A 22888-nucleotide genomic window follows, 5' to 3' on the forward strand; every position below is an offset into this window, starting at 1 on the left:
GCAAACTTGTACTCAGTGCCCGCTGAGCGGGCACTGAGTGTTGTCAGTTTATTGTTCTGAAAAGGTTAAGGTGTAGCAGCGATGTATGCTGTCATCGACGGAATTATACATGTCGTTACTCCTGACCCACATACGCTTTGTTTCCGGCGTAATATTTTCCAGAATTCCGGTAGTTTGCCCCGGTTCCAGGATCACAGCGGATGACAGTTGAGGTGTAATCCCCTGAATGTCGGGACCATCGTTATCAGCAACCCAAATCGTCAGACCGCCGGGATTCGTGTCAACAGTTACTGTAACGTTCATGACTTTTTCCGGTTCCCCGAAACCGAATGCAGTCAGTGCAGTTCCGTTCACACTGGAGCCTATGGTAGTCTGCATACACATTTCTACGGGTGTACCATCGTAGGTTACCGGTTTATAAACAGGCAGATAATCTTCAATCACCGCGGCGCTGTTGATGTCAGGATTCGACAGACTGGCATAAAAACTTTCACCTTCAGCATTGCCGGACACACTGTTCACGCCAAAATCACTCAGTTCACCGTTACTCAGGTTTAACGATATTTCAGTTTCAAGTGCATCCAGGAAACTAAAAATGGTTGTGAAGTAATAAGCGCCGGAGTAGAACTCTGACTTTCCTTGTTTTCTTAACGCTGAGAAAACATGTGTGCCGAAGTCGTCAGCACTTTTGCCCTGAGAAACAAAGTACGACTGCAATCCGAAAAGAATATTGCCGGTACTTGCTTCAAACATCCAGCCCTTATTAATTTCAGTTACGCCGCCGCTGACAAAGTTGTCAGAAGAAGCACCTGAAGCAAAGGTATTGGTAACCAGTTCTTCACCTGTCACATAGTAGCTGAACCAGTTTGCGAAACCCTCCGCGAAGGCTGCCCGGGGATCCAGTGGGGTATTAATGCCATGCGTGCCGCCGGGAGAATCATTTCTGCCTGCAACTGAATGAATGTAATGTCCTATCTCATGAGCGAGCAATGTGTCATCGTACTCGTCTGTGTCGGCTGTGCTTTCACTGTCGACGTAAATGATTGTGTAGGGCCATTCGCCGGAATAGCCGGTTTCCAGCTCATTGTTCCTCCAGTCTCCGTCACCGGCATCATCCGGAGACCAGGCAAATAACAGTGGCTTGATGTTTTGTCCGGCTGGCAGCTGCCCGGACACACGTTCCAGAGCAGTACGGGCGACATTAATAATATTGAAAGCACCGGCAGTGCGGTCTTCACCAAGACTGCTGCCATCACTGTCTGCAGAAGCTGTGATTGTTAAGCCACTGGTGTCAGTGGTAAATGTTCCGGACGTGATCAGAAGTTCGTGTGGCGGTATCGGGTAGTAGGTCACCTGGTCTGTCAGATCACTTAAACCCGGTGTTCCCGTATTCACCACAACTATTTCAGCATTATCCATTTCAAAAGAGGGGATGAGTTTGATATCCAGTTGAGCGTCCGCCGGAACTAACAGCTCAAACGAACCGTCTGTTTCAACTTCCGTTCTGGCAACCGTTGTTCCTGCTGAGTCTGTGGCGATGACAGACGCACCGTATGCCGGTGAATTAAACATACCTGCGTGATCCAGTCCGGTTGTTGTTGCCGGTACTTTTTCGAAAAAAGCGTTGCCGGATACAAGAGAGCCCGACCCGCCAGCACGAATAGTCACACTAATTTCGCCCAAACCACCAAACTTATCCGCAGAATCAAGCCATGCGTACAGTTGCTCAAATGCGAAGTCTTTTCCGATAACGTCCGGCGCAGTGTAGGTAGCGACAATCCCATTGCCGGTATGAGTAGCAGAGAAACTGCCAACTTCTACATACAAGGGCCCCTCAATTAAAAAAAGTTCGCTTTCCGGATCAGGAATTTCTATGGTCTGAGTTTCACCGGCGGTCACATCAATGTTGTAGGTGACAGAGGTTTCGTATGCAGACGGAGTAACAGAAAAATCAAATGTATGCTGAAATTCGACATTGTCTTTTGACACTGTGACATCTACTGATGTATCAGTGTTTTGCTCCACACCCTTCACTTTAACCGTAAGTTCACTGTCTGTGCTATTGTGCGCATAGGATACCGGCGCACTGGTCTCTCCCCAGGACACTTCGTAATCTGAGAAGTTAATATCTGCCTTCAGCTTCACAATGCCGCCTGAAGCGACTCTGTCAGCACTTTGCGTAAATACAGGTGTCTCCAGGGGCATGTACAAAGATGATAAAGGCATGGAGCCGGATACTGCAAAATCATCAATCAGAGCGGTAATTTTGAGTGTGCCTTCCTGTTTAGCAGTATCGTATAACGCCTTAACAGTAACGGTGTCTGATGTAGTATTTTCCAGACTGAATCCGTCACTGTCTTCTACAGACCAGAGGACGCTGTCCGGGGTAAAACCTGACGTGTAACCAATGCTCAGTGAGTCTCCCATCGACAGGGTGGCGGAGCCGGTTAGTTCTACAGTTAAAGCACCTGCTGAATTTACAGACACAGTAATGGTTTCTGCGGTTGACTTGCCCGTGCTGTCGGTGGCGGTATAGGTTACAGTGATATCGCTGTCTTCCGTTACACCGGTTAAATCGAGTACGGCTTCAGTTTCTGATGAGGATATTAAACTTACATCTTCAGTTGAAACAGACCAGTCCCAGGAGGTAATACCATCAGCGTCGGTGGCTGAAGCACTGATAGTGATCTGTTCATAATTTTTGGCAGTGAGGCTGTCAGCGTTTAGCGTAACTTCGGGGCTGTCGTTTACCGGTGCAGGCGTCGAAGGAGTATTATCAGACGGGGTTTGCGGGCTGCTGTCGCTTCCTCCGCCTCCGCCACAGCCAGTGAGAGCGGCGGTGACAATAAGACATACTGCTGAATATTTCATTACATCATCCTTGTTATACAGGCTGGTGTGGCCGTTTCCGAACCAGGCATCCGTGCCTGAGTTTATTTTTGTAGGTAAAATCCAAGTCTAAGTTACTATCTAAAACCGCAGATAGCACTAATTAAGTGCATAAAATTTGTCTTATTCAGACTTAAGTTTAATGTATCGGACGCCTTTCAAATTACCCGCTCTGATTAAAAAGGTGATGAGCAAAGTGCAAAACTTGAGACCTACTCACATGCCAGCACCCTTGAGTGCTCTGGCGCTTGCTGAATAAACACATCGGCAAGGCTTAACGTTCCGCTACCTGATGTGCGCAGGGCGAAGGCAGTTGTCAGTGTGTTTATGTCAGGGGAGGCGAAACATTTAAGGGGCAACGCCAGTGACTGCCAGCTGTTAGCCTCTAAGCTCGACAGCGCCGGTGCGATATTGACGCCGGACGGGCAGGCTTCATCGCCGTCTTGCTGTTCAGAACACAAGATAACGAAAACATCATCTGAAAAAGGTTGCGAGACATTGACACTGAAAACCAGCGCACGGTTTTCTGAATGCGCATTCGACGCAACTAATTCAGCTTTTTCAGTGCGCGTGAAAGCAACACCGGCCGGCGTCTTTCCATCGAAGGTGACGGTGATCGCATCTTCCTGTACCACTTTGTCGCTGGTGCGGTAAGTAATGCTGTCGAAGGATTCAGCGCTGGCGGCAACAGTTTTGCGTTCATTGTTTGAGGTAAGCTGTAACGACCATGGCGCGCGGACGCCGCCCTGTAAAATGGCAACAGACTCTGCAGATTGTTGCTTCAGGCTTTCATTTTGTTCGTTCAGGTTGTCCGGCAGAACATTCTTGTCGCTGAAGGTTAAACCAAAACCATAGGGCAGGAGAGGGGCGTAATCATCATCTCCCACATTGGCTATCTGCAGGGGTGATGCCGGCCATGAGAAGGGCAGTTTACCTTTAAAATCATCATCGCCGAATAATACCTCTGCCACAGCCGCCCCTTCGGATCCCGGAAGCCAGGCAGCAACAAACGCATCTGAAGCATTCAGTTCAGCATTCACCCACATCGGCCTGCCAGAAACAAACACCGATACCACAGGGATCCCGTCTTCTTTCAGTTTCTTCAGTAAGGCTAAATCTTTCTGATTACCTGGCTGGTAGGCGAGCGTTTCTCTGTCGCCCACACCTTCTGCATATGGCTCTTCACCAAATACGACAATGGCCACATCAGGTTTGCTGCTATAGCTGCCATCAACTGACAGTGTGGCATTGCCGCCAGCTTGCTTTGCGTACTGTGAAATACCATCAAATATCGACGTGCCACCCGGGAAATCGTCATTGGTATTGTTCGTCCCCTGCCAGGTAATTGTCCAGCCGCCGGATTGCTTGCCAATGTTGTCAGCCGCATCACCGGCCACCAGAATGTTCGCGCTTGCAGACAGTGGCAACAGGTTTTGTTTGTTTTTCAGTAAAACCAGAGATTCCTTAACGGCCTGACGGGCGACTTTTCTGTGTTCTTCACTGCCAATCAGAGACTGTTTACCGGAAAGCGGGCGCTGTGCAGGGCTGGCTTTATCAAAAAGTCCTGCCCGCATTTTTACCCGCAGAATACGCCTTACCGCGTCGTCTAACCGGGCGCTGCTGATGGTGCCGTCTTTCACCTGTGCCACTGTATTGTGGTAAAGCGCCTTCCAGTCAGAGGGGACCATGTATATGTCCAGCCCGGCGTTCAAAGCTTGTGCGCAATTGTCGTTAGTACAGCCTTTAATCTGTCCATGCCCGTTCCAGTCGCCCACCACAAAGCCGTCAAACCCCATGCGGTCTTTCAGCACGTCTGTCAGTAAGTATTCATGACCATGTAGTTTTTTGCCGTGCCAGCTGTTAAACGATGCCATCACTGATTGTGCGCCCGCAGTGAGGCCGCCCACATATCCCTGGGCGTGAATTTCAAACAGGGCTTGTTCGGTAGCGATGTTGTCACCCTGGTCGTCGCCTTTCACTGTGCCGCCATCGCCAACGAAGTGTTTTACTGTACTGATCACCCGCTCGTCACCCAGGAAATCACCGGCATCAGCATGGCCTTGCAGGCCTTTAACCACAGACGCAGCATACGCTTTTACGATTTCCGGATCTTCCGAGTAACTCTCATAGGTCCGGCCCCAGCGATCGTCACGGACTACGGCAACCGTTGGTGCAAATACCCAGTCGATACCGGTGGCCATGACTTCCTGCGCCGTGATGTTAGCTATTTTTTCCATCAATGCCGGATTGTTCGCAGCGCCAAGACCAATGTTGTGGGGAAACAGCGTGGCACCAATCACATTATTATGACCGTGTACCGCATCTGTTCCCCACATGGTTGGAATCGTGGAGCCGTCTTTACTGTCGTCAACAGAAGCCTGATACATGGCTTCTGCCAAATCTATCCATTCCTTCGGCGTTGCATGTTTATTACTGCCGGGAAATGAACCTCCGCCGTTAAGATAAGAGCCAAAGCCGTATTGACGCATATCTTCCGGGGTAATACTGCCGATTTCAGGCTGGATCACCTGTGCGACTTTCTGCTCAACAGTCATTGACGCTAACAAAGCAGACACTCTGTCTTCCGTCGCTTGGTCCGGTTTAACGGCTATATCCAGGTGAGGCCAGACTGACGAACTGTCTGCGTTATCTGTGGAAGAAACACAGGCTGTCAGCAGAACGGAGGCAACGACCGTCGAGAGCAAAGTCTTTCGCATAATGTAAGAACCTTCATAGTTAGATTTGAAAGCGCTTACATTTTGTAATAATGTTATTTGAAAGCGCTTACATTTTTTCATGATAATTACACGAAGCGTTAACAAGTTCAATCCTGAATAATGAAACTGGTTTGCCTGCCGGGAACAGATATGAAAAAAATTGAGTTACCTGATGACAGCCCGGTGTGGCATCGCGATTTCCTGTTTGGCGTTGCTACGTCCAGCTATCAAATTGAAGGTGGCAGGCATCAGCGGGATGATTGCATATGGGATCTTTTTTGCAAAAAGCCCGGTGCCATCAGCGATGGATCTGACGGCGATATTGCTTGCAGGCATATCGAAAAGTGGCGGGAAGATGCTGAGCTTATTGCATTCCTTGGCGTGGATGCCTACCGGTTGTCTGTGTGCTGGCCCAGAGTTATTAATGATGAGGGAACAGTGAATGAGGAGGGGCTGGCCTTTTACATTGAATTGGTAACCTGGCTGCACGACAGAGGGATCAAAGTCTTTGTTACCCTTTATCACTGGGATCTTCCGCAATGCCTTGAGGACAAGGGCGGGTGGTTAAATCGCGATACTGTCCGGGCGTTTGCCCGGTATGTTGACATTGTTGCCAGCGCTCTGGGCGATAAGGTCTATGCCTGGGCTACCATCAATGAGCCTTTTTGTTCAGCTTATCTGGGATACGAAACCGGTGTGCATGCGCCTGGTATTACCGGTGTTAAAAATGGCAGACAGGCAGCACACCATATATTAATGGCCCATGGTATAGGCATGAAAACCTTGCGTGCCTGCTGTCCCGACGGCATTCATGGCATTGTGCTGAATTTTTCTACCTGTATTGCTGCGTCACCGTCTGCTGATGACATAAGAGCCGCTATTCAGGCTGATGCCTATCACAACCAGTGGTATTTGCAGCCGGTGTTAACCGGTGAGTACCCGGATACCCTGCTGTCACTGGCACCGGAAGAACGGCCTGAAATCCTGCCGGACGACATGGCGTTAATCCGTCAACCGCTGGATTACCTGGGCGTCAATTATTATTCGCCGACAGTATACCGGGATAATGGCAAAGGCAGCTTTATTGCGCAGCCACCCCGTGATGTACCGGTTACAGATATGGGATGGGAAATCCGGCCGGAAGCGTTCACTGAATTGCTGGTGTCGCTGCATCAGCGTTATCAGCTGCCGCCGGTTTATATCACCGAAAACGGAGCCGCGATGCATGATATCCTGGTCAACGATCAGGTGCACGACGACGACCGCGTCGCCTATTTTCACACTCACTTAAATGCGGTGGATGAAGCCATGCGTCAGGGCGTGGATATACGCGGCTATTTTGCCTGGTCACTGATGGACAATTTTGAATGGGCATTTGGCTACAGTAAGCGATTCGGACTGGTCTACACAGACTATGAATCCGGACAACGCATCATCAAGCAAAGCGGATTTGCTTATAAAGAGTTGATAACCCGCAAATAACCGGTAAATTGGTGGCATGATGAAGGCGCAGTATTTTTATTATGGCAACCATTTACGAAGTTTCTAAAGCGGCAGGAGTCTCGCTGGCTACAGTGTCCCGGGTGATGAATGGCAATGCCAAAGTCAGTGACCGGACGCGGCAAAAGGTCGTGGATGCAATGGAAGCGTTAGGTTACAAGCCTAATGCTATCGCCCAGTCTTTAGCTTCAAACCGCACAAACAGTGTGGGTTTACTGGTGTCTGAACTGCACGGCTCCTATTTTGGTGATCTGATGAGCACCATAGAGCTGATCCTTAAAAAACATGGCAAGCACGTTATTATCACCGCGGGCCACGTAGATGAAAACCGTGAAACAGACGCCATCGATTTTCTGACCAGCCGGCGTTGTGACGCATTGATTGTCCATGCTGAAGCTGTGACTGATGACTATCTGATTTCCTTAAGCAAAACATCTGTACCGGTGGCGGTGGTGAACCGTAAAGTTAACGGTCTGGAAGATAAGTGTTTTGTCGCTGATAACGTGGATGGCGGCTATCTGGCAACAAAAGCGGTACTGGACAAAGGTCACCGGAATATCGGCTACATCAGCGGACCGCTTTTCAAAGCAGATGCCTCGGACCGGTTAACCGGACATAAAAAGGCATTAGCAGAAGCGGGTATTAGTTTTGAGTCTTCACTGATGTTTGAGGGAGACTATCATGAGTCGTCAGGTCAGGAAGGGTTTGCCAGCCTGCTGGCTCAGCATCCGGATATGACTGCACTGGTATGCGCCAACGATGAGATGGCCTCAGGGGCAATGACCGCCGCCAGAGAAGCGGGTTTCGATTTACCTGAACAGTTGTCGGTAGTGGGGTTTGATAATGCCATTTTCTGTCGCTATCTGTATCCCAAACTGACTACGGTAAGCAACCCGGTACGTGCCATGGGCGAAATGGCAGCGCACTGGGTGCTGGAACATGTTTACGACATCAAATGTCCTCAACCTGTCACGCATATCTTTGAGCCTGAACTAATCTTACGGGATTCGCTGGGACCGGCACCCCATGCTTAACAGGCTTTCTCCTTCGCTGCGTTACACACTCATTGTAGCGCTTGGCGGGTTCATTTTTGGCTTCGATGCCAGCGTAATTTCCGGCGCTATCGGTTTCATTGATTTAGCCTTCGGGTTGTCAGACTGGCAGCAGGGGTTTGTTGTCAGCTCTCCCACACTGGGCGCATTAATAGCCATGTGCTGTGCCGGTGCGGTCAGTGACGCTATTGGCAGGCGAAAAACCCTTATCATCATTGCTGGGCTGTATCTGGTTTCCGCTCTGGCCTCAGCTCTGTCGGTGAATTACTGGATGCTGGTAAGCGCCAGATTTCTTGGCGGCATGGCATTTTGTTCACTGTTAATTGCGCCGGTGTATATCGCTGAAATCAGCGCTCCGGAAAATCGCGGCAAAATGGTGTCAGTAAACCAGCTCAATATTGTCACGGGTCTGGCACTTTCGTATTTCAGCAATTACGCCTTCCTTCAGCTCAGTGGCAGTGATGCGCAATGGGTAAGTGATCTTGGGATCAGTGACAACTGCTGGCGTTACATGTTGGGACTGGAAATGATACCGGCGGCCATATGGTTAGTGCTGTTGTTTAAAGTGCCCCGCAGTCCGCGCTGGCTCATGCTTAAAAATCGTCAGGCAGAAGCCGGACAGGTTGTCAGAAAACTGTTCAGTCATGAGCAGGCTGAAAGACAGCTCGCGGCTATGAGCCAGTTATCAGAAAACAAACACTGGCGATGGCGGCAGCGGCTTGGATTTCTGGTCGCACCCCGCATGCGCTTTCCTCTCATTGTCGGATTAATACTGGGAGTGTCACAACAAATCACGGGTATTAACGTAATATTTTTCTACGCCCCGACCATTTTTGAGCATAGCGGAGTCGGCACCGATGCGGCTTTTATGCAGGCGATCTGGATAGGATTAATCAATATTGTTTTTACCATTATTGCTATGGTGACCATAGACCGTTGGGGCAGAAAACCGTTGCTTGTAACCGGACTCTGCGGAGTGATGCTGAGCATGGCAATCTGTAGCTGGGGCTTTAAACAAGCCACTTATGAACTAAATTCTGTGGAAGTGGCTGAAATTTCACTTGGCGATCCGGCGCTGGCCACACAACTTGTGCCACTCACGGGTAAGGCATTTTCATCAGACGTGTCATTTAAGCAGTCTTTAATAAATGCACTGGGACAGGAACAATACAGTCAGCATCAGCGGGTGCTGTTAAGTAAGGGCATCAATATGAATGCACCAGTGGTTCTCTTTGGATTACTGGCGTTTGTGGCATCCTATGCCATGTCTTTAGGGCCTGTCATGTGGGCTATGCTGGCAGAAATATTTCCTAACCAGAGCAGGGCCCTCGCCATCTCCGTGGTGGGCGTAGTTAATTCCCTCTCAAGCTTCCTGGTCCAGTTTCTGTTTCCCTGGGAGCTGATGAATCTCGGCGCCGCCGTCACTTTTGCCTCCTACGGTATATTCGCGCTCATCAGCCTGGTGCTGGTGGTTAAACTGTTTCCGGAAACCAAAGGACGTTCGCTGGAGCAAATCTCTGAGGGATTTTAGAGGAACCTCTTGCGTGTGCAGGCTGGCATCAAGGACAGTTGCGAAAGCGAGCTGAGGTGGTAAGTTCGTACTTGTTACTAATTTGAGTAACGATTAAAAGGATATTGAAATATGGAAATTTTAGACAGTAATGAAATTTTATTTGTGAGTGGTGGTATGGATCGCGAATCCATGCAATTTACAACAAGTATGTTCGCTGGTTTGGTCTCTGGAGGTAATGGTTTTTTAATGGCAGCAACAGCTTGGGGAGCTGGTTATTATCATGATTTCCAAAGCGGATTATCTATACCGGGTCCATCTGGCCCATCTTCCAATCATTTGACGACTATGCAGCATCGGAATTATCACTCCCACTAGAGTTTCATTTTATGAACATGCTCATCCGGTATTTGAATCCTGTTTTCACTGTTATCACATCAGTGATGATCATACTCACGTTTTTCAAACCTCTCTGGTTTGTAGAGTACGAGGCATTCAGGATAGTTATCCTGATTGGGGGCGGCTTCCTGCCGGTATTGTATTGCCGGAAGTTGTTGACAACCTCAGGTTAAAAAAGCAGTGCGCCAGGCGCACTGCTTCTCCATTCACTTTTTACAGTTCAAAAGACAGTCTCACATATGCCTGACGGCCTAACGGGTCGGCGGCTGTAGACAGATACTTGGTGAAAAAGGCTGCCGGTGGTTCGCGGTCGAACAGGTTCACGGCACCCACTGCAATCTGATACTGCTCGTTGCCGCCAAAGCGGAACGCGTACTGAGCATCAATTACCGTGGATGAACTGATCTGCCCCCATGGTGTGGTGTAATTCATCGGCAGGAACACGTCATCTTCCACACCATCAACAAAGCGCAAGGTGACGTTTGCGGAGTGGGCGTTGTGTAACCAGGATACCTGCATCGTGTCGCGGTATTCCGGTGCAACAGAGCCGGGATTGTTGTCGTTTCTGCGTCCCACTACGTCATACACGGGTTGGTCCGGGCCCACCTGCACGGTGTACTCGTTAATCCAGGTCAGCGAGTTACTGATGCTGAGAATGTGACCATCAATGATTTCTGTACGGTAATCCAGACGCCAGTCAATACCGTTTGTTTCGGTTTTACCCGCATTGAAATATCCCACGTTTACCGCCAGTAACCGGCCATCAGCATCCCGAATCAAATCAGGCCCGTTTGGATCCCGCTCTATCACCTGTGTTGCTGTTTCTGCTGTTACCTGATTCTCGAACTCAAAGCTCCAGTAATCTAACGATGTGGTTAATTCATCTGTTACTGCCCAGGTCATGCCGATATTAAAGTTAGTTGATTCTTCCGGCTCCAGGTCGGGATTGGCAATTGTATTGATTACACGGAAAGTCCCGTTGTCATTCGGGTCCAGTGGATCGATAGTCTGGCTGACGCCGGAAGATGACTGATTACCCACTGAGTGCGCCAGAGACGGTGCTCTGAAAGCGGTACTGGCAGAGAGTCTGAAGGTGAGGTCGTCGGTAGCACGCCAGTTAAGACCTAATTTCGGATCAGTAGTGGTGAAGCGCCCGTAGTCTTCATAGCGCAACGCCAGTTGCATATCTAAATCCAGTGTCCAGGGCAGGAATAATTCTGCAAAGACAGCATCGATGGTCCGTGAACCTTGTCCCGGAGACTGCTTGCCGGTAAAGCCCCAGCGTCCGGCCTGCGTCGCCGCATCAACAGTAACTTTACGGGTTTCCTTTCTGGTTTGCCCGCCAATAGCCACACCAATCGTTCCGCCGGGCAAATCAAACCAGGAGCCGTTGGCAACAAATTCAATGATTTGATAAATCACTTCATCTGAGGAACGGCTGGGTTGCAACAGGTTGTAAAATACGCGGTCATCATGGTTAAGCTGATCTTTACCAAATGGGCTGAACCAGACACAGTTTCCTTCACCGGCGGTTTCAGCACTACTTGGGTTGCCAAACGGATCTGTCTGGCAATCAGCGCCACCATAACCATTTAAAGCATTTTGCAACATTTGCAGATCAGTGTCCGGCTCTGTATTCAGTGCGCGCTCCTGACTCCACACTCCGCTGACTTCGTACTGCCAGTCAGAGAAGCCCAGCTCACCTTTCCCCCCTAATACTAAATGGGTACCGTCCACGTCAGATTCTGCGAGACGGTAATCCGCATTAATTCCCAGCACACGGCCATTGAACTGGACATCAACGCCGAAAGGGTTATATGGGTTTTCTGCCGGGACAACGGGGGATCCCAGTGAGATGGGCATACTGGCGACACCATAGCGATTACCTTCTTGCTTATAGAAGCGGCCTTCGAAGAACATCTCATGCTCATCATTTACAAGGTAATTGGCTGATGCATAGGTCAACCAGGTTTTAGACTCTGGCATGATCGGGTTCATTTGCTGGTAGCTGAACTGGCAAGTGCCGTAGGGAAACGGATTGCTGCCAACATAAATGCCGCCGGTGCCTTCGGCGGTACAGTGCGGATCGGCCAGCGTCACTCTGTTGCTGCCTGTATCTGCTGAAATCTGGTCGTACAGGGCGGAATAGTTTACCGGTCCGTTTACGCCATTATCGATGATGACATCTGAACCGTCAGCGCTGACAGGGCGCTCTGTAAGTACGAAGTTGCCCGGCTGCGCTGTACCTGAGGTGTTGTTAGTGGCTGTGACGGCGCGATCTGAATTCTGCAAATTTGATTTGTACTCGTAGCTGCTGGCGATCATGCCGTGAAACTTGTCGTTTCCGCCACCCAGTTTAAATTGCAGCAAATTAGCCGGTGCGTTTTCAATCGCCGTATGTTGCCAGCTGGCCGTCACACCTTCGTAGCGATCATCGGTTATGATATTCATGGCGCCGGCTATGGCATCAGAACCGTAAATGGCAGATGCGCCGTCCAGTACGGTTTCAATTCTTCCCACCGCGATAGTGGGAACTAACGCTGCAAGGTTGGTGTAACTGTTCCGTTTAGCATCCATTTCCTGTGAAGAAACACGGTGTCCGTTAAGCAATACCAGCGTGGAAGAGGGGCCAAGACCCCGCAAGTTAGCTGAACGGGTCTGACGGGATTCTGAGCCGCCGCCGGCGAGGTTATTTACGCCGCCCACACTACCCGTGTTCGCTGTGTTGTTTACAATAATATCGTCCACACCGGAAAAGCCGGATTTGAGGATTTCTTCACTGCCGACAATCTGGATGGGTGATGACATGGAAGCCTGTGCATCGCGGGTTACATAACTACCGGTCACTCTGATGACTTCAACGTCTTTTTCTTCTTTGTCCTGAGCAAAAACAGTTGTTGATGTAGCCGGGTTAAGCAGAGCGGCGAGAACGGCGAGTTGCAGCTTGCTTCTTAAGAGCGGATGCTTTTTTGATGTGCTGAACATGATGTTTAGTCCTGAATCTGGTCGGACGGTAACCACTAATACCGTCCTGTTTTATGTGTTTGCCAGCTCCCGGCTGGCAGTCCTTATCAGTTCTCATCACACCATGGTGATATCAATAAGTTAAATTGATTTATACTATTAATTAACAAATTTTTAATATGAGTGGGTTTTAAGTTTCTGAAATATAATGATTTGATGTCGAGGGGATTAGCTAAATTTTTTCGTTAGCCCATATAGACATTATTTAATGTATGGTTTTGGCGGGGGCTAACTGAAAAGTCTCTTTTGATTTACCGTTTACCGGTGCGTGGATGACGCCGGGTTCTGTGCCGTGCTCAACCCACTGTTGCAGGGCAGGAAAAGCATCAAATTCGCTGATAAACGGGCCGCCGGCGCAGTGAGACATGCCCGGCACTTCGTAATATCTGGCATTAAAAGACGCTCCGGTATCTGCCGCGGCTTCACGGAAATAGCGTGCCGTATCGGCTGATGATACAACCGGGTCTGCCAGGCCATGATAAATAATGAGTTTTCCGCCTCGTTGCATGAAGGCAGACAGATCCGTTTCTGTGGCGTCGATACGCGGGGAGAGAGCGTTGCTTGCCCGCTGATAATCTGTGTGCCAGTCAAATGTCCATGGATCCCATTCCGCCTGATCAAATGCCCACAAACGCCAGAAGTCTGCTCTGGCAGGTTGGGAAGGGTTTTTCGGGTCGGCCATATAAGCGGCCCAGCCTGCACCTTCGGTGTATTCACTGCCGGGTGGAAAACCGGGATAGATTTGCTCATTAGTGACAGGCTCGACCGGACCCTGATAAATCTTTGGCTGCCAATGTGTGAGAACTCAGAAGGAAAGTGGCAACTGCAAGTTGGCTCAGCAATAACCGGCTTAAGAACACCCGGCTCATTGTGTATTCTGCCTGTTCAGCATTGCCAGACCGGCGCGGGATGTACTTTGTCGTTGCAGTTCCCTGTTTATCCATAATCCGGTTTCACTGAGTTTGAGTAAATCGATGCCGTGGTTAAACCCTTCGCGGTCAAGCAGATAAACGAGATCCTCAGTGGCTACATTGCCAGTAGCTCCTTTTGCGTAAGGGCAACCGCCAATGCCACCCACTGAAGCATCAAAGGTACGGATGCCTTCTTCCAGTGAAATATAAATGCTGGCAATGGCCTGCCCGTAGGTATCGTGCATGTGCATGGCAATTTTGTGTGGCGGTATGCTCTGTAACAGGGCCTTCAGTAAGTGCCTGATGCGCCCCGGCGTGCCGGTGCCGATGGTGTCACCTAAAGACACTTCAACACAGCCCATATCAAACAGCTTCTCTGTTACATTAATCACACTTGCGTGTGAAACGTCACCATCGTAAGGGCAGCCGGCAATGCAGGATACGTAACCCCGCACCGGAATGCCTGCCTGTTGCGCCGCGCGGGTGACTTCTGCAAAACGGATCAGGCTGGTGGCAATATCGCAATTCAGGTTGTTATGGGAAAAACCTTCTGATGCTGAAGCGAATATCGCAACTTCATCTGCTCCGGCACTTACCGCCTGCTCAAAGCCTTTCAGGTTAGGGGTAAGGGCTGAGTAAATCACACCGGATTTACGAGATATGCCTTCAAATACGGCAGGGGTATCCGCCATTTGCGGAACGCGGTCCGGGCGAACAAAACTGCCGGCCTCAATATGTGTTAACCCGCATCCGGCAAGCTGGTTGATGAGCATAATTTTCGTGTTCAGGGAAACCGGTAACCGCTCGCTTTGCAGGCCATCTCTGGCACCCATTTCCACTATCTTAATATCGGTGTTCGTCATGTTTTTACCCTGTAACGACTTTTATAAGGGGATCACGCCAAGCAACACGGCTACCAGCGTCATAAATAACGACACGCCGGCCAGTAAGGGCAGGGCGTAGCGCTGATGATCTGCCAGACTGATTTGCGTAAGACCAATAAGCAGGAATGTCGCCGGTGTTAACGGGCTGACCGGAAATCCGGTGGTCATTTGTCCCAGCAGTGCACCGTGTGCCACGCTGACAGCAGGCAGGCCCGATTCAGCAGCAATGCCTGCCAGTACCGGCATAATGCCGAAGTAAAAAGAGTCCGGGTCAAACAACAGGCTCAGGGGCATAGATAACACTGCGACCACAAGAGGCATATTTCCGGTTAATGCCTCAGGTAACAAGGTACTGCCACTTGATGCCATGGCATCCAGCATGCCAGAGTGCTTCAGTACGCCGGTAAAACATCCGGCAGCAAACAGAATGCTGACCATCATGAATACAGGCGCAGCGTGGTTATCGATGGTTGTTTTCTGTGCTTCCTGCGAGGGGGCATTAATCAGCAAAGCGGCCAGCGCACCGCCGGTAAACGCCACAACAGGGGGGAGCAGACTGGCGACAATGGCGCTTATGACAATGACTATGAGCCCAATGTTGATGAACCATTTTACGTCAGTCCGGCGGGTTTGCTGTGCTGAAGTGATGGACGTATCTGAAATCGCATTTTGTTTCAGCCGTTCTTTATGGCCCATCCAGTAAGCAATCAGGAGCACAAAAGCAAAGCCGCAAAGATGCACCGGCAGTAAGGGCGCGTAAAGCTCCATAACCGGTACGTCGAGGGCGGCGGCCGCACGGATGGTGGGACCACCCCAGGGAAGCATATTGTTGACACCTGTCGACATCGCTACCAGTGCTGCCAGCTTTTTGCGCTCAATATTCAGTGCATCAAAAACCGGTAATACCGCGGGTATCACAATTAAAAAGGTACTGGCGCCGGAGCCGTCCAGATGCACCAGTGCGGTAATCAGCACGACACCGGTGAACAGTTTTCTCGGGTCGCTGCCGCACACTTTCAGCACGCCGTTGATAAAGGGCGTAAACACATGGTTGTCGTTCATGATGCCGAAAAACAATATGGCAAACATGAACATGACCGCCACCGGAGCAATAGCGGTGATACCCTGAACCAGGTAGCCGGGTACCGCCATACCTTCGCCGGCAATCAGCGCGCCGGCCACAGGAATAGCGACAAGTGCAACCAGCGGGGAGAGACGTTTGCTGACGATAGCCAGCAAAACGGTCACGATGGTCAGAAAGCCGGTGAGCGCTAACATAAACTGTTAACGGGCTTCTGCGGCAGTCGTTTCAATCAGGTACTGACGAAACGGTACCTGTTTAGCAAAGGGAGGCGGCGTAATAACCTGCGTCATAAAGACCACCAGGCTTTGGGTTTCGGGGTTGACCCAGAACACCGTATTGCCGGAACCTGCCCAGCCGAAAGACCCGTCGGGCATGAAGTTTTCAGCTTCGGTGTCCGGTGATCCAATAGCAAAGCCGTATCCGAACGCCATCGGGGCGTCGTTACCAAATTCTTCAATGGTGATGCGTGGCGCAAATAAGGCATCCACAGACGCTTCGCTTAACAGCCGCTTACCGTTATAAGTACCTTTATTTGCCAGCATGGTGGCAAACGCCACGTAATCAGAGGCGGTGCCGGCCAGTGCACCGCCGCCATCGAGTAAGCGGTTTGCATCTTTGTAATCCGTATTTTGTGCCGTTTCTATGACCTTCAGACCATTCTCAGTCATCAGATAATTGGTCACAAACCGGTTGAGATCGTCACCGGTGACAAAAAAGCCGGTGTTGTTCATACCAAGAGGCGTAAACAGGTTGTTCTCAAGCCAGTTATCCAGCCGCTCGCCGGTAACGGTTTCAATAATTTTACCCAGGAGGGTAGTGGAATAGCTGTAGTCAAACGTTTCGCCCGGTTGGCTCAGCAGCGGGGCCGCGGCGAGTCGTTCAGCCAGTTCCGTGAGATTACGCGCCGGCGCGCCGTCAGTTGGCAGTGTGCCGACGGGGGTATCACGCTTCACGCCATATTTCCGGTAATACTGATGAACCGGTGTGTTGCCGGTAAAGTGATAGGTTATGCCTGATTTATGGGCCAGCAGGTCATCAATGGTCATTTGCCGCTTTACCGGCTCCGTGACCATGTTCTCAAGGTCGCCGGACACATAAACCTGTGAGTCTTTGAAGGCTGGCAGATACTTGCTGACCGGATCGGACACCTGCAACTTACCCTGCTCCTGCAGCATCATAATGCCAACACTGGTAATGGGTTTGGACATAGAATAAAGACGAAAAAGGGTATCATCCGTCATCGCCGTTTTGCTGCCAGTATCCTGATACCCGTTCACATAATGATAAACCGGCTTACCCTGCTCAATAATTGTGGTGACTGAGCCCGGCATAGTGCCGTTTTCAACCAGCGTATCTAATTTGGCAGACAATGCCGCAAACCTGTGGTCATTGTCAGCAGAGGGCGTTGCACATCCGCTCAGCGAAGCAAAAGTAAAAAGCGCAGCTGCACCGAGAATGTATGATTTTGCCTGAATGTTGAAACTCATTTTTCACTCCGTTCAGTGCTGAATATGATGTTCTTTTTCTGTAACTCATCGATAGCGTCGTGGCTGTAGCCTAATCCTTCAAGAATGCTCACCGTATGCTGGCCGGGTAGCGGTGGCGGTAAATCGTCTGTGACTTCTCCGTCAACATTAAAAGGTTTGCCGGGTTGCCGTAAGCGGCCTTCAGAGGGGTGCTCGTATTCATTGAAAAAGCGGATGGATGACAGGTGCGGGTCATGAAGTAAGCCATCAATGTTGTTCACCGGAGCAAAAGGAACGTCAATTTCAGTCAGTGCGGTGACCCACTCTTCCGTGGTCCGCGCAGGAGTGGCTTCACTGACAATTTTATACAGCGAGCCCACGTTTTCGCTCCGCTTTACCGGATCGGTCACCGTGGCGTGCTCAGTCATATCTTCGCGTCCAATCAGGCGGAAGAAGCGCTGCCAGTGACGGGTGCTGTAGGGCAAAATACTGATGTAGCCGTTTGCCGTAGGAAAGGGCTTACGGTAGGGCGAATTCAGCCGTTCATAGCCGGTGCCGCCGAGAGGCGGTACAAAAGTTTCGCCGGCCAGTTGCTCGGTCATCAGAAATGACACCATGCCTTCAAACATGGGCGCTTCAATGCAGGTGCCCTCGTTATGTTTCAGGCGGTGAACCATGCCGGCCAGCACCGACATGGCCAGATGCATACCACCCACTTTGTCGCAAATAATTGTGGGAATAAAACGGGGCTGACCGTCAGATGTGCGGTTTAGATAGGCAATGCCGCTTTCCGCCTGAATGATGTCATCGTAAGCAGGTTTGTGGGCATACGCGCCGCTTTGACCGTAGCCGGGCGCAAAGCAGTACACAATTTTATCGTTAATCTTCTTTACCGCAGGATAGTCAATGCCAAGACGCTCTGCCGTAGCAGTACGCATGTTGTGAACAACCACATCGGCTTCTGCGATCAGCTTTTGAAGTATTTCCTGTCCGCCCTCACTTTTTAAATCCAGAGCGATGGCTTTTTTATTGCGGTTACAGTTGATGAAGCCCGCCCCCATTTCCGCTGAACGGCCGGGTCTGACGGTTCTGAATAAGTCCCCGGTGATGTTCTCTACCTTGATAACGTCTGCACCAAAATCACCAAGGAATTGCGTTGCATAGGGCCCTAAAACGATGGTGGTTAAATCAAGGACCTTGATCCCGTTGAGCAACGAAAACATAGATTCTCCTCAGATAAGCCGGCGGATGGAAAGGGTAACGTGCCGGCTACTTAATTTTTACAAGTTGTTCATACTATGCGGAATGGTTATCTATCAGGCAAATCAATTAATTCTATAATTCAATATGGAAAATCTATTAATTAGGCGGGGGCTTTGTCAGCCCCGCTGCCGGAATCTGATGTTGTTTGATACGGAGCTGACGTTCAGAAATCAAATTAACCTTTTTTGGATTAAAAGTTTACATTTTATTCATACTATGATTTTCTATTATCTATAACTCCAATAAATAAATTGTATAAATCTATAGTTTATTTTGATTAATTGGGTGTGCTCACGTGGTCAACATCAAACATCTCAAAGCCTTCATTGCTCTTGCCACAGAACTTCACTTTACCCGGGCTGCAGAACGGGTTTGTCTCACCCAGCCAGCACTAAGCTCGCTGATCCAGCAGTTAGAACAGGATTTCGGGATCCAGCTTGTAAGAAGACATACCCGCCAGGTTGAACTGACGCCTGCCGGAGAAGAGTTTCGTGACACAGCAGAAAAGCTGGTGGCTGACTTTGAGCAGGCCATATACGACGTTAAAACTTACAAATCCGTAAGGCGGGGCAGGCTGGATATAGCGGTGCTGCCCTCAGTTTGCAGCTCTTTGCTGCCACGGGTGCTGAAACGTTTCAATAGCGATTATCCGGATATCCGGTTAAACATTCAGGACTGTGCCGGACAGGAGATCATCAATGCGCTGAATGAAAAGCGGATTGATTTCGGTATTTGCTATGCCCAGTCTGATAAAGAAGTGGAAGCACTGACCCTAATCAAAGATGCCATGGTGGTGGTGTGTGCTGATAATCACCCTCTGGCAAAGGAGAAGTCTGTCAAATGGGCACAACTGGCAAATCAACCGGTCATTGCTATGAACAAGGGGACGACGATCCGGACCCTCATCGACAGCACGGCACTGGCTCAGGATATGAAGCTGGATATTATTCTTGAACCCATGCAGATGACATCTGCTTTTGCCTATGCAGAAGCCGGACTGGGCGTGGCAGTATTACCCAGTTCAGGAGTTCCGGCACGCATGTCCCCGGGATTACGGGCAATCGAACTCACCCATCCGGTAGTGGAAAGAAATATTTCTTTACTCCGGCGTCGGGGCGTAGCCTTGTCTCCCGCCGGTAATATTTTAAAGCAGTATCTGATGGAGGCGGTTAATGGTTCAAGGCCCCCAATTACAAGTCTGTAAACTCTACATTTTTTCGCGTGTATATTTCTGTAGCCGTATCACTTTTAAAACACCGTTTTCTCGTAACTTATTGATCCCAAAGGGCGGCACTGGCTTTGCATCAGTTAACTCCGAATGACTATTCATTGTTCTCAAAAGACATATCAATTCAGGAGGTCGTTATGATGAACACGAAGAAAACATTAGCTGCTGTATTTGTTACTGCCACTTTATCCAGTGTTGCCGGTGCCGCTGCAGCCAAACAGGTTGAAACACAGACCGGTGCCATGCAGCCGGTGAAAATGGAAAATCAGCAACAGACTAACGCCCGTGACCGGATGAATAAAGCTGTGATGCAGGCTCAGGACTCCAACACCACAACGCGTCTGGCAGATATGCCGGATACCTGGATCACGCTCACTGGTGAAGTCACTGATGTGGATTCAAAGTTCTTCACGCTGGATTACGGTGACGGCACTATTTTCGTAGAGCTTCATAATACTGACCTGGACGCACAGGCATATGAAGAGCTGGAAGGGAAAGATGTCATGGTAACCGCACAGCTGGATGATGGTTTATTTACTGACTCCCGAATCGTGGCACAAAGTGTTTTTGTGGACGAGCTGGAAACAACCTATCTGGCTGATGATGTGGACCAACATTCCGCAGATATGTACTTGAGTGCTGCAAATTCGCTGGACGTGGATGACGAAGAAATGGTGCTGGTGGGCACAGTTCAGTCTATCGGTAAAAAAGCACTGCAGTTAAAAGTAGGCGACTCAACGCTGACTGTAGAGCTGGACGATCTTGATGACATGCCGCTGGATCAGGATGGCAAGCTCACACTGATTAAGGGCGAGCGGGTTCGTGTCACCGGTGAGATGGAAGAGGAATTCTTCAATACCTTTACCGTTGAGGCCGAAGGCCTGATGAAAATGAAAAGCTAATTTGACGAAACGTAAAGCGCCCGCCCTCCGGCGGGCTTTGTTTTCTGTGAACGTTTGTAATCACCGCTGAGGAGAAACAATAGTGAATCCCATAGCCAATATGTCCGGACTGAAAACGGCGATAGCCAATGGTGAAGAAGACAGAGTAAAGCAACTACTGGCGGGACAAACGCTGGACGAGTTGCAGAAAAGCTATCTGATAGATCTTGCAGACCTCGCCGGTAATGAGTCAATTAAAACATTGCTTCAGGACGCACCTGAAAAGCCTTGAGCGATTACTTAACTTGTTCTCTTTATCGGGCCAGCTATCCCCGGGGATAGCTGGCTTTTTAGGCCCCGATTAAACTACACGTTTCTAATCCTTAAAATCAATTTAAGCAATCAATTTACTTCGTTTTATTCAAAAATAGTAATCGACCATAATCTTCTCAACGGACAGAAACAGTCGCTACCTGAGCACTTAAATAAAAATCTGTCCATCACAATAGTGTCAGTTCAGAAGGATAATATTATGAGTCAGTGTCCATTTTCGGGTAAGAACCCTCAATCTGTTACGTTAACCTCGGCTAACGGTGCGCCGGTTGCGAATGATAATCAAAGTCGCACTGCGGGTCGTCGCGGGCCGGTGACTTTCGACAATCACTACCTGTTTGAGAAGCTGGCTCATTTTAACCGCGAGCGTATTCCCGAGCGTGTCGTCCATGCCCGAGGCAGTGCGGCTTACGGCACCTTCACACTGACCAACAGCCTGTCGGATTATACGATAGCTGATTTCCTGCAGCAGGAAGGTCAGCAAACACCGGTATTTCTGCGCTTTTCGACAGTAGGCGGCGGCCAGGATTCAAGTGATTATGCCCGTGATCCCCGTGGCTTTGCTGTGAAGTTTTACACAGAGCAGGGAAACTGGGATATGGTGGGCAATAACACGCCGGTATTCTTCTTACGGGACGGGATTAAATTCCCCGACTTTATTCACAGTCAGAAGAAGAATCCGCGGACTAATCTGCCTGATCCGCAGGCGGTTTACGAATTCTGGGCGAATAACCCGCAATCGTTGCACCAGTCCACCATTTTGATGTCTGACCGCGGGATCCCGTTATCATACCGCCATGTGAACGGATACAGCTCTCATACTTTGAGTTTATGGAACAGTAAAGGTGAGCGTTACTGGGTGAAATGGCACTTCAAAACTAATCAGGGGATTAAAACGCTGACCACTGAAGAAGCTGCACAAATGCCGGCCTTCGGCGCACAGCAGGACCTGGTTGCCAGCATTGATAAAGGTGACTATCCATCCTGGACCGTGAAGGTACAGATCATGACGGAAGAGGAAGCCCGGAGCTACCACATAAATCCTTTTGATTTAACGAAAGTATGGCCACACAAAGACTTCCCGTTAAAGGAAATCGGGCAGCTTGAGCTGAACCGCAATGTTGATAACTACTTTGCAGAAACGGAGCAGGCGGCGTTTGCACCAAATAATTTAGTACCGGGGATTGGTGTATCGCCGGACAGAATGTTACAGGCGCGCTTGCTGGCTTATCAGGATGCACACCGTTACCGCGTGGGCGCGAATGTGAATCAGATCCCTGTGAATGCGCCAAAATGCCCGGTGCACAACTACCAGCGTGACGGTGCTTTTGCCGGTATTAACCCCGCACTGGCAAGTAGTGGTGCTAACTTCTATCCGAACAACCGTGCTATGGCCGGTGAGCCGGCAGAAGCTGTGCAATATGCAGAGCCACCCATGCCGCTGGAGCAGGATGCATGGCTGGACATTTACGATACGCAGGATGATGATAACTTTTCTCAGGCCGGTGAGCTGTACCGCATCATGAACGAATCGCAAAAGCAGCAACTGGTAAGCAATATTGCAGATGGTTTAAGTCAGGCAACTGCTGATGTACAGGAAGCCATGTTTGCACAATACGATGCCGCCGATGAAGACTACGGACGCAGAGTAAAAGAAGCCGTGATGGCAAGACTGACTGGCGGCTAAACGCCGGTAATAAAAAGAAGGGCCGGTGAGGTAAGTCACCGGCTCTTTTTTATCTCTGCA

Annotated in this window: 16 protein-coding genes; 8 read left to right on the plus strand and 8 right to left on the minus strand. The window is 49.8% G+C overall.

Annotated features, from left to right (window positions below; all coding sequences use genetic code 11):
* Positions 1-48: 48 nt before the first annotated feature.
* Together ACXAH4_RS16020 and ACXAH4_RS16025 are read right to left on the minus strand one after the other, a co-directional pair.
* Positions 49-2871 carry a hypothetical protein gene (locus tag ACXAH4_RS16020; protein ID WP_474846387.1) on the minus strand — a complete coding sequence of 941 codons (2823 nt, stop codon included), beginning with the start codon at positions 2869-2871 and terminating at the stop codon, positions 49-51.
* A gap of 230 nt (positions 2872-3101) precedes the next feature.
* The gene (locus ACXAH4_RS16025) at positions 3102-5606 is read right to left on the minus strand and encodes a glycoside hydrolase family 3 protein (protein WP_474846385.1); all 2505 of its coding nucleotides are present in this window, start codon (positions 5604-5606) and stop codon (positions 3102-3104) included.
* 150 nt (positions 5607-5756) lie between these two features.
* Here ACXAH4_RS16025 and ACXAH4_RS16030 point away from each other — a divergent pair, with 150 nt between their 5' ends.
* From ACXAH4_RS16030 to ACXAH4_RS16045, 4 genes are all read left to right on the plus strand, one after another.
* Complete coding sequence (locus ACXAH4_RS16030) at positions 5757-7088, plus strand: GH1 family beta-glucosidase (RefSeq protein WP_474846383.1); 1332 nt, start codon at positions 5757-5759, stop codon at positions 7086-7088.
* 41 nt (positions 7089-7129) lie between these two features.
* Entirely contained in the window at positions 7130-8140 is a 1011-nt protein-coding gene (locus ACXAH4_RS16035) for a LacI family DNA-binding transcriptional regulator (RefSeq protein ID WP_474846381.1), read from the plus strand.
* Positions 8133-9689, plus strand: coding sequence for an MFS transporter (locus ACXAH4_RS16040; RefSeq protein ID WP_474882627.1), 1557 nt, complete (start codon positions 8133-8135; stop codon positions 9687-9689). Before ACXAH4_RS16035 ends, ACXAH4_RS16040 begins: the two co-directional genes overlap by 8 nt.
* A gap of 111 nt (positions 9690-9800) precedes the next feature.
* Positions 9801-10046, plus strand: coding sequence for a hypothetical protein (locus tag ACXAH4_RS16045; RefSeq protein WP_474846377.1), 246 nt, complete (start codon positions 9801-9803; stop codon positions 10044-10046).
* A 234-nt stretch (positions 10047-10280) separates the two neighbouring features.
* Here the strand turns inward: ACXAH4_RS16045 and ACXAH4_RS16050 are convergent, their stop codons facing one another.
* The 6 genes from ACXAH4_RS16050 to ACXAH4_RS16075 all read right to left on the minus strand — a co-directional run bounded on the left by ACXAH4_RS16050 (position 10281) and on the right by ACXAH4_RS16075 (position 18659).
* Positions 10281-13052, minus strand: a complete 2772-nt coding sequence (locus ACXAH4_RS16050) for a TonB-dependent receptor domain-containing protein (protein ID WP_474846375.1) — start codon at positions 13050-13052, stop codon at positions 10281-10283.
* Between the two features lie 244 nt (positions 13053-13296).
* Positions 13297-13872 carry a tannase/feruloyl esterase family alpha/beta hydrolase gene (locus ACXAH4_RS16055; protein WP_474882698.1) on the minus strand — a complete coding sequence of 192 codons (576 nt, stop codon included), beginning with the start codon at positions 13870-13872 and terminating at the stop codon, positions 13297-13299.
* Positions 13873-13956: 84 nt separating this feature from the next.
* The gene (locus ACXAH4_RS16060) at positions 13957-14865 is read right to left on the minus strand and encodes a hydroxymethylglutaryl-CoA lyase (RefSeq protein ID WP_474882629.1); all 909 of its coding nucleotides are present in this window, start codon (positions 14863-14865) and stop codon (positions 13957-13959) included.
* A gap of 21 nt (positions 14866-14886) precedes the next feature.
* Positions 14887-16164 (minus strand): CitMHS family transporter, encoded by a 1278-nt coding sequence (locus ACXAH4_RS16065; protein ID WP_474882631.1) that lies wholly within the window; start codon positions 16162-16164, stop codon positions 14887-14889.
* A gap of 6 nt (positions 16165-16170) precedes the next feature.
* Positions 16171-17457, minus strand: a complete 1287-nt coding sequence (locus ACXAH4_RS16070; protein WP_474882633.1) for a serine hydrolase domain-containing protein — start codon at positions 17455-17457, stop codon at positions 16171-16173.
* Positions 17454-18659 carry a CaiB/BaiF CoA transferase family protein gene (locus ACXAH4_RS16075; RefSeq protein ID WP_474850895.1) on the minus strand — a complete coding sequence of 402 codons (1206 nt, stop codon included), beginning with the start codon at positions 18657-18659 and terminating at the stop codon, positions 17454-17456. Before ACXAH4_RS16075 ends, ACXAH4_RS16070 begins: the two co-directional genes overlap by 4 nt.
* A gap of 335 nt (positions 18660-18994) precedes the next feature.
* On the opposite strand from ACXAH4_RS16075, the gene ACXAH4_RS16080 reads away from it, so the two are divergent.
* From ACXAH4_RS16080 to ACXAH4_RS16095, 4 genes are all read left to right on the plus strand, one after another.
* Positions 18995-19903: a LysR family transcriptional regulator gene (locus tag ACXAH4_RS16080; RefSeq protein WP_474850897.1), complete on the plus strand. Its 909-nt coding sequence runs from the start codon at positions 18995-18997 to the stop codon at positions 19901-19903.
* Positions 19904-20064: 161 nt separating this feature from the next.
* Positions 20065-20829: a hypothetical protein gene (locus ACXAH4_RS16085; protein WP_474846363.1), complete on the plus strand. Its 765-nt coding sequence runs from the start codon at positions 20065-20067 to the stop codon at positions 20827-20829.
* An 82-nt stretch (positions 20830-20911) separates the two neighbouring features.
* The gene (locus ACXAH4_RS16090) at positions 20912-21100 is read left to right on the plus strand and encodes a hypothetical protein (RefSeq protein ID WP_150154239.1); all 189 of its coding nucleotides are present in this window, start codon (positions 20912-20914) and stop codon (positions 21098-21100) included.
* A 240-nt stretch (positions 21101-21340) separates the two neighbouring features.
* Positions 21341-22828, plus strand: a complete 1488-nt coding sequence (locus ACXAH4_RS16095; RefSeq protein ID WP_474850899.1) for a catalase — start codon at positions 21341-21343, stop codon at positions 22826-22828.
* Positions 22829-22888: the final 60 nt, after the last annotated feature.

The organism is Alteromonas sp. ABV2_168 (assembly GCF_056161165.1).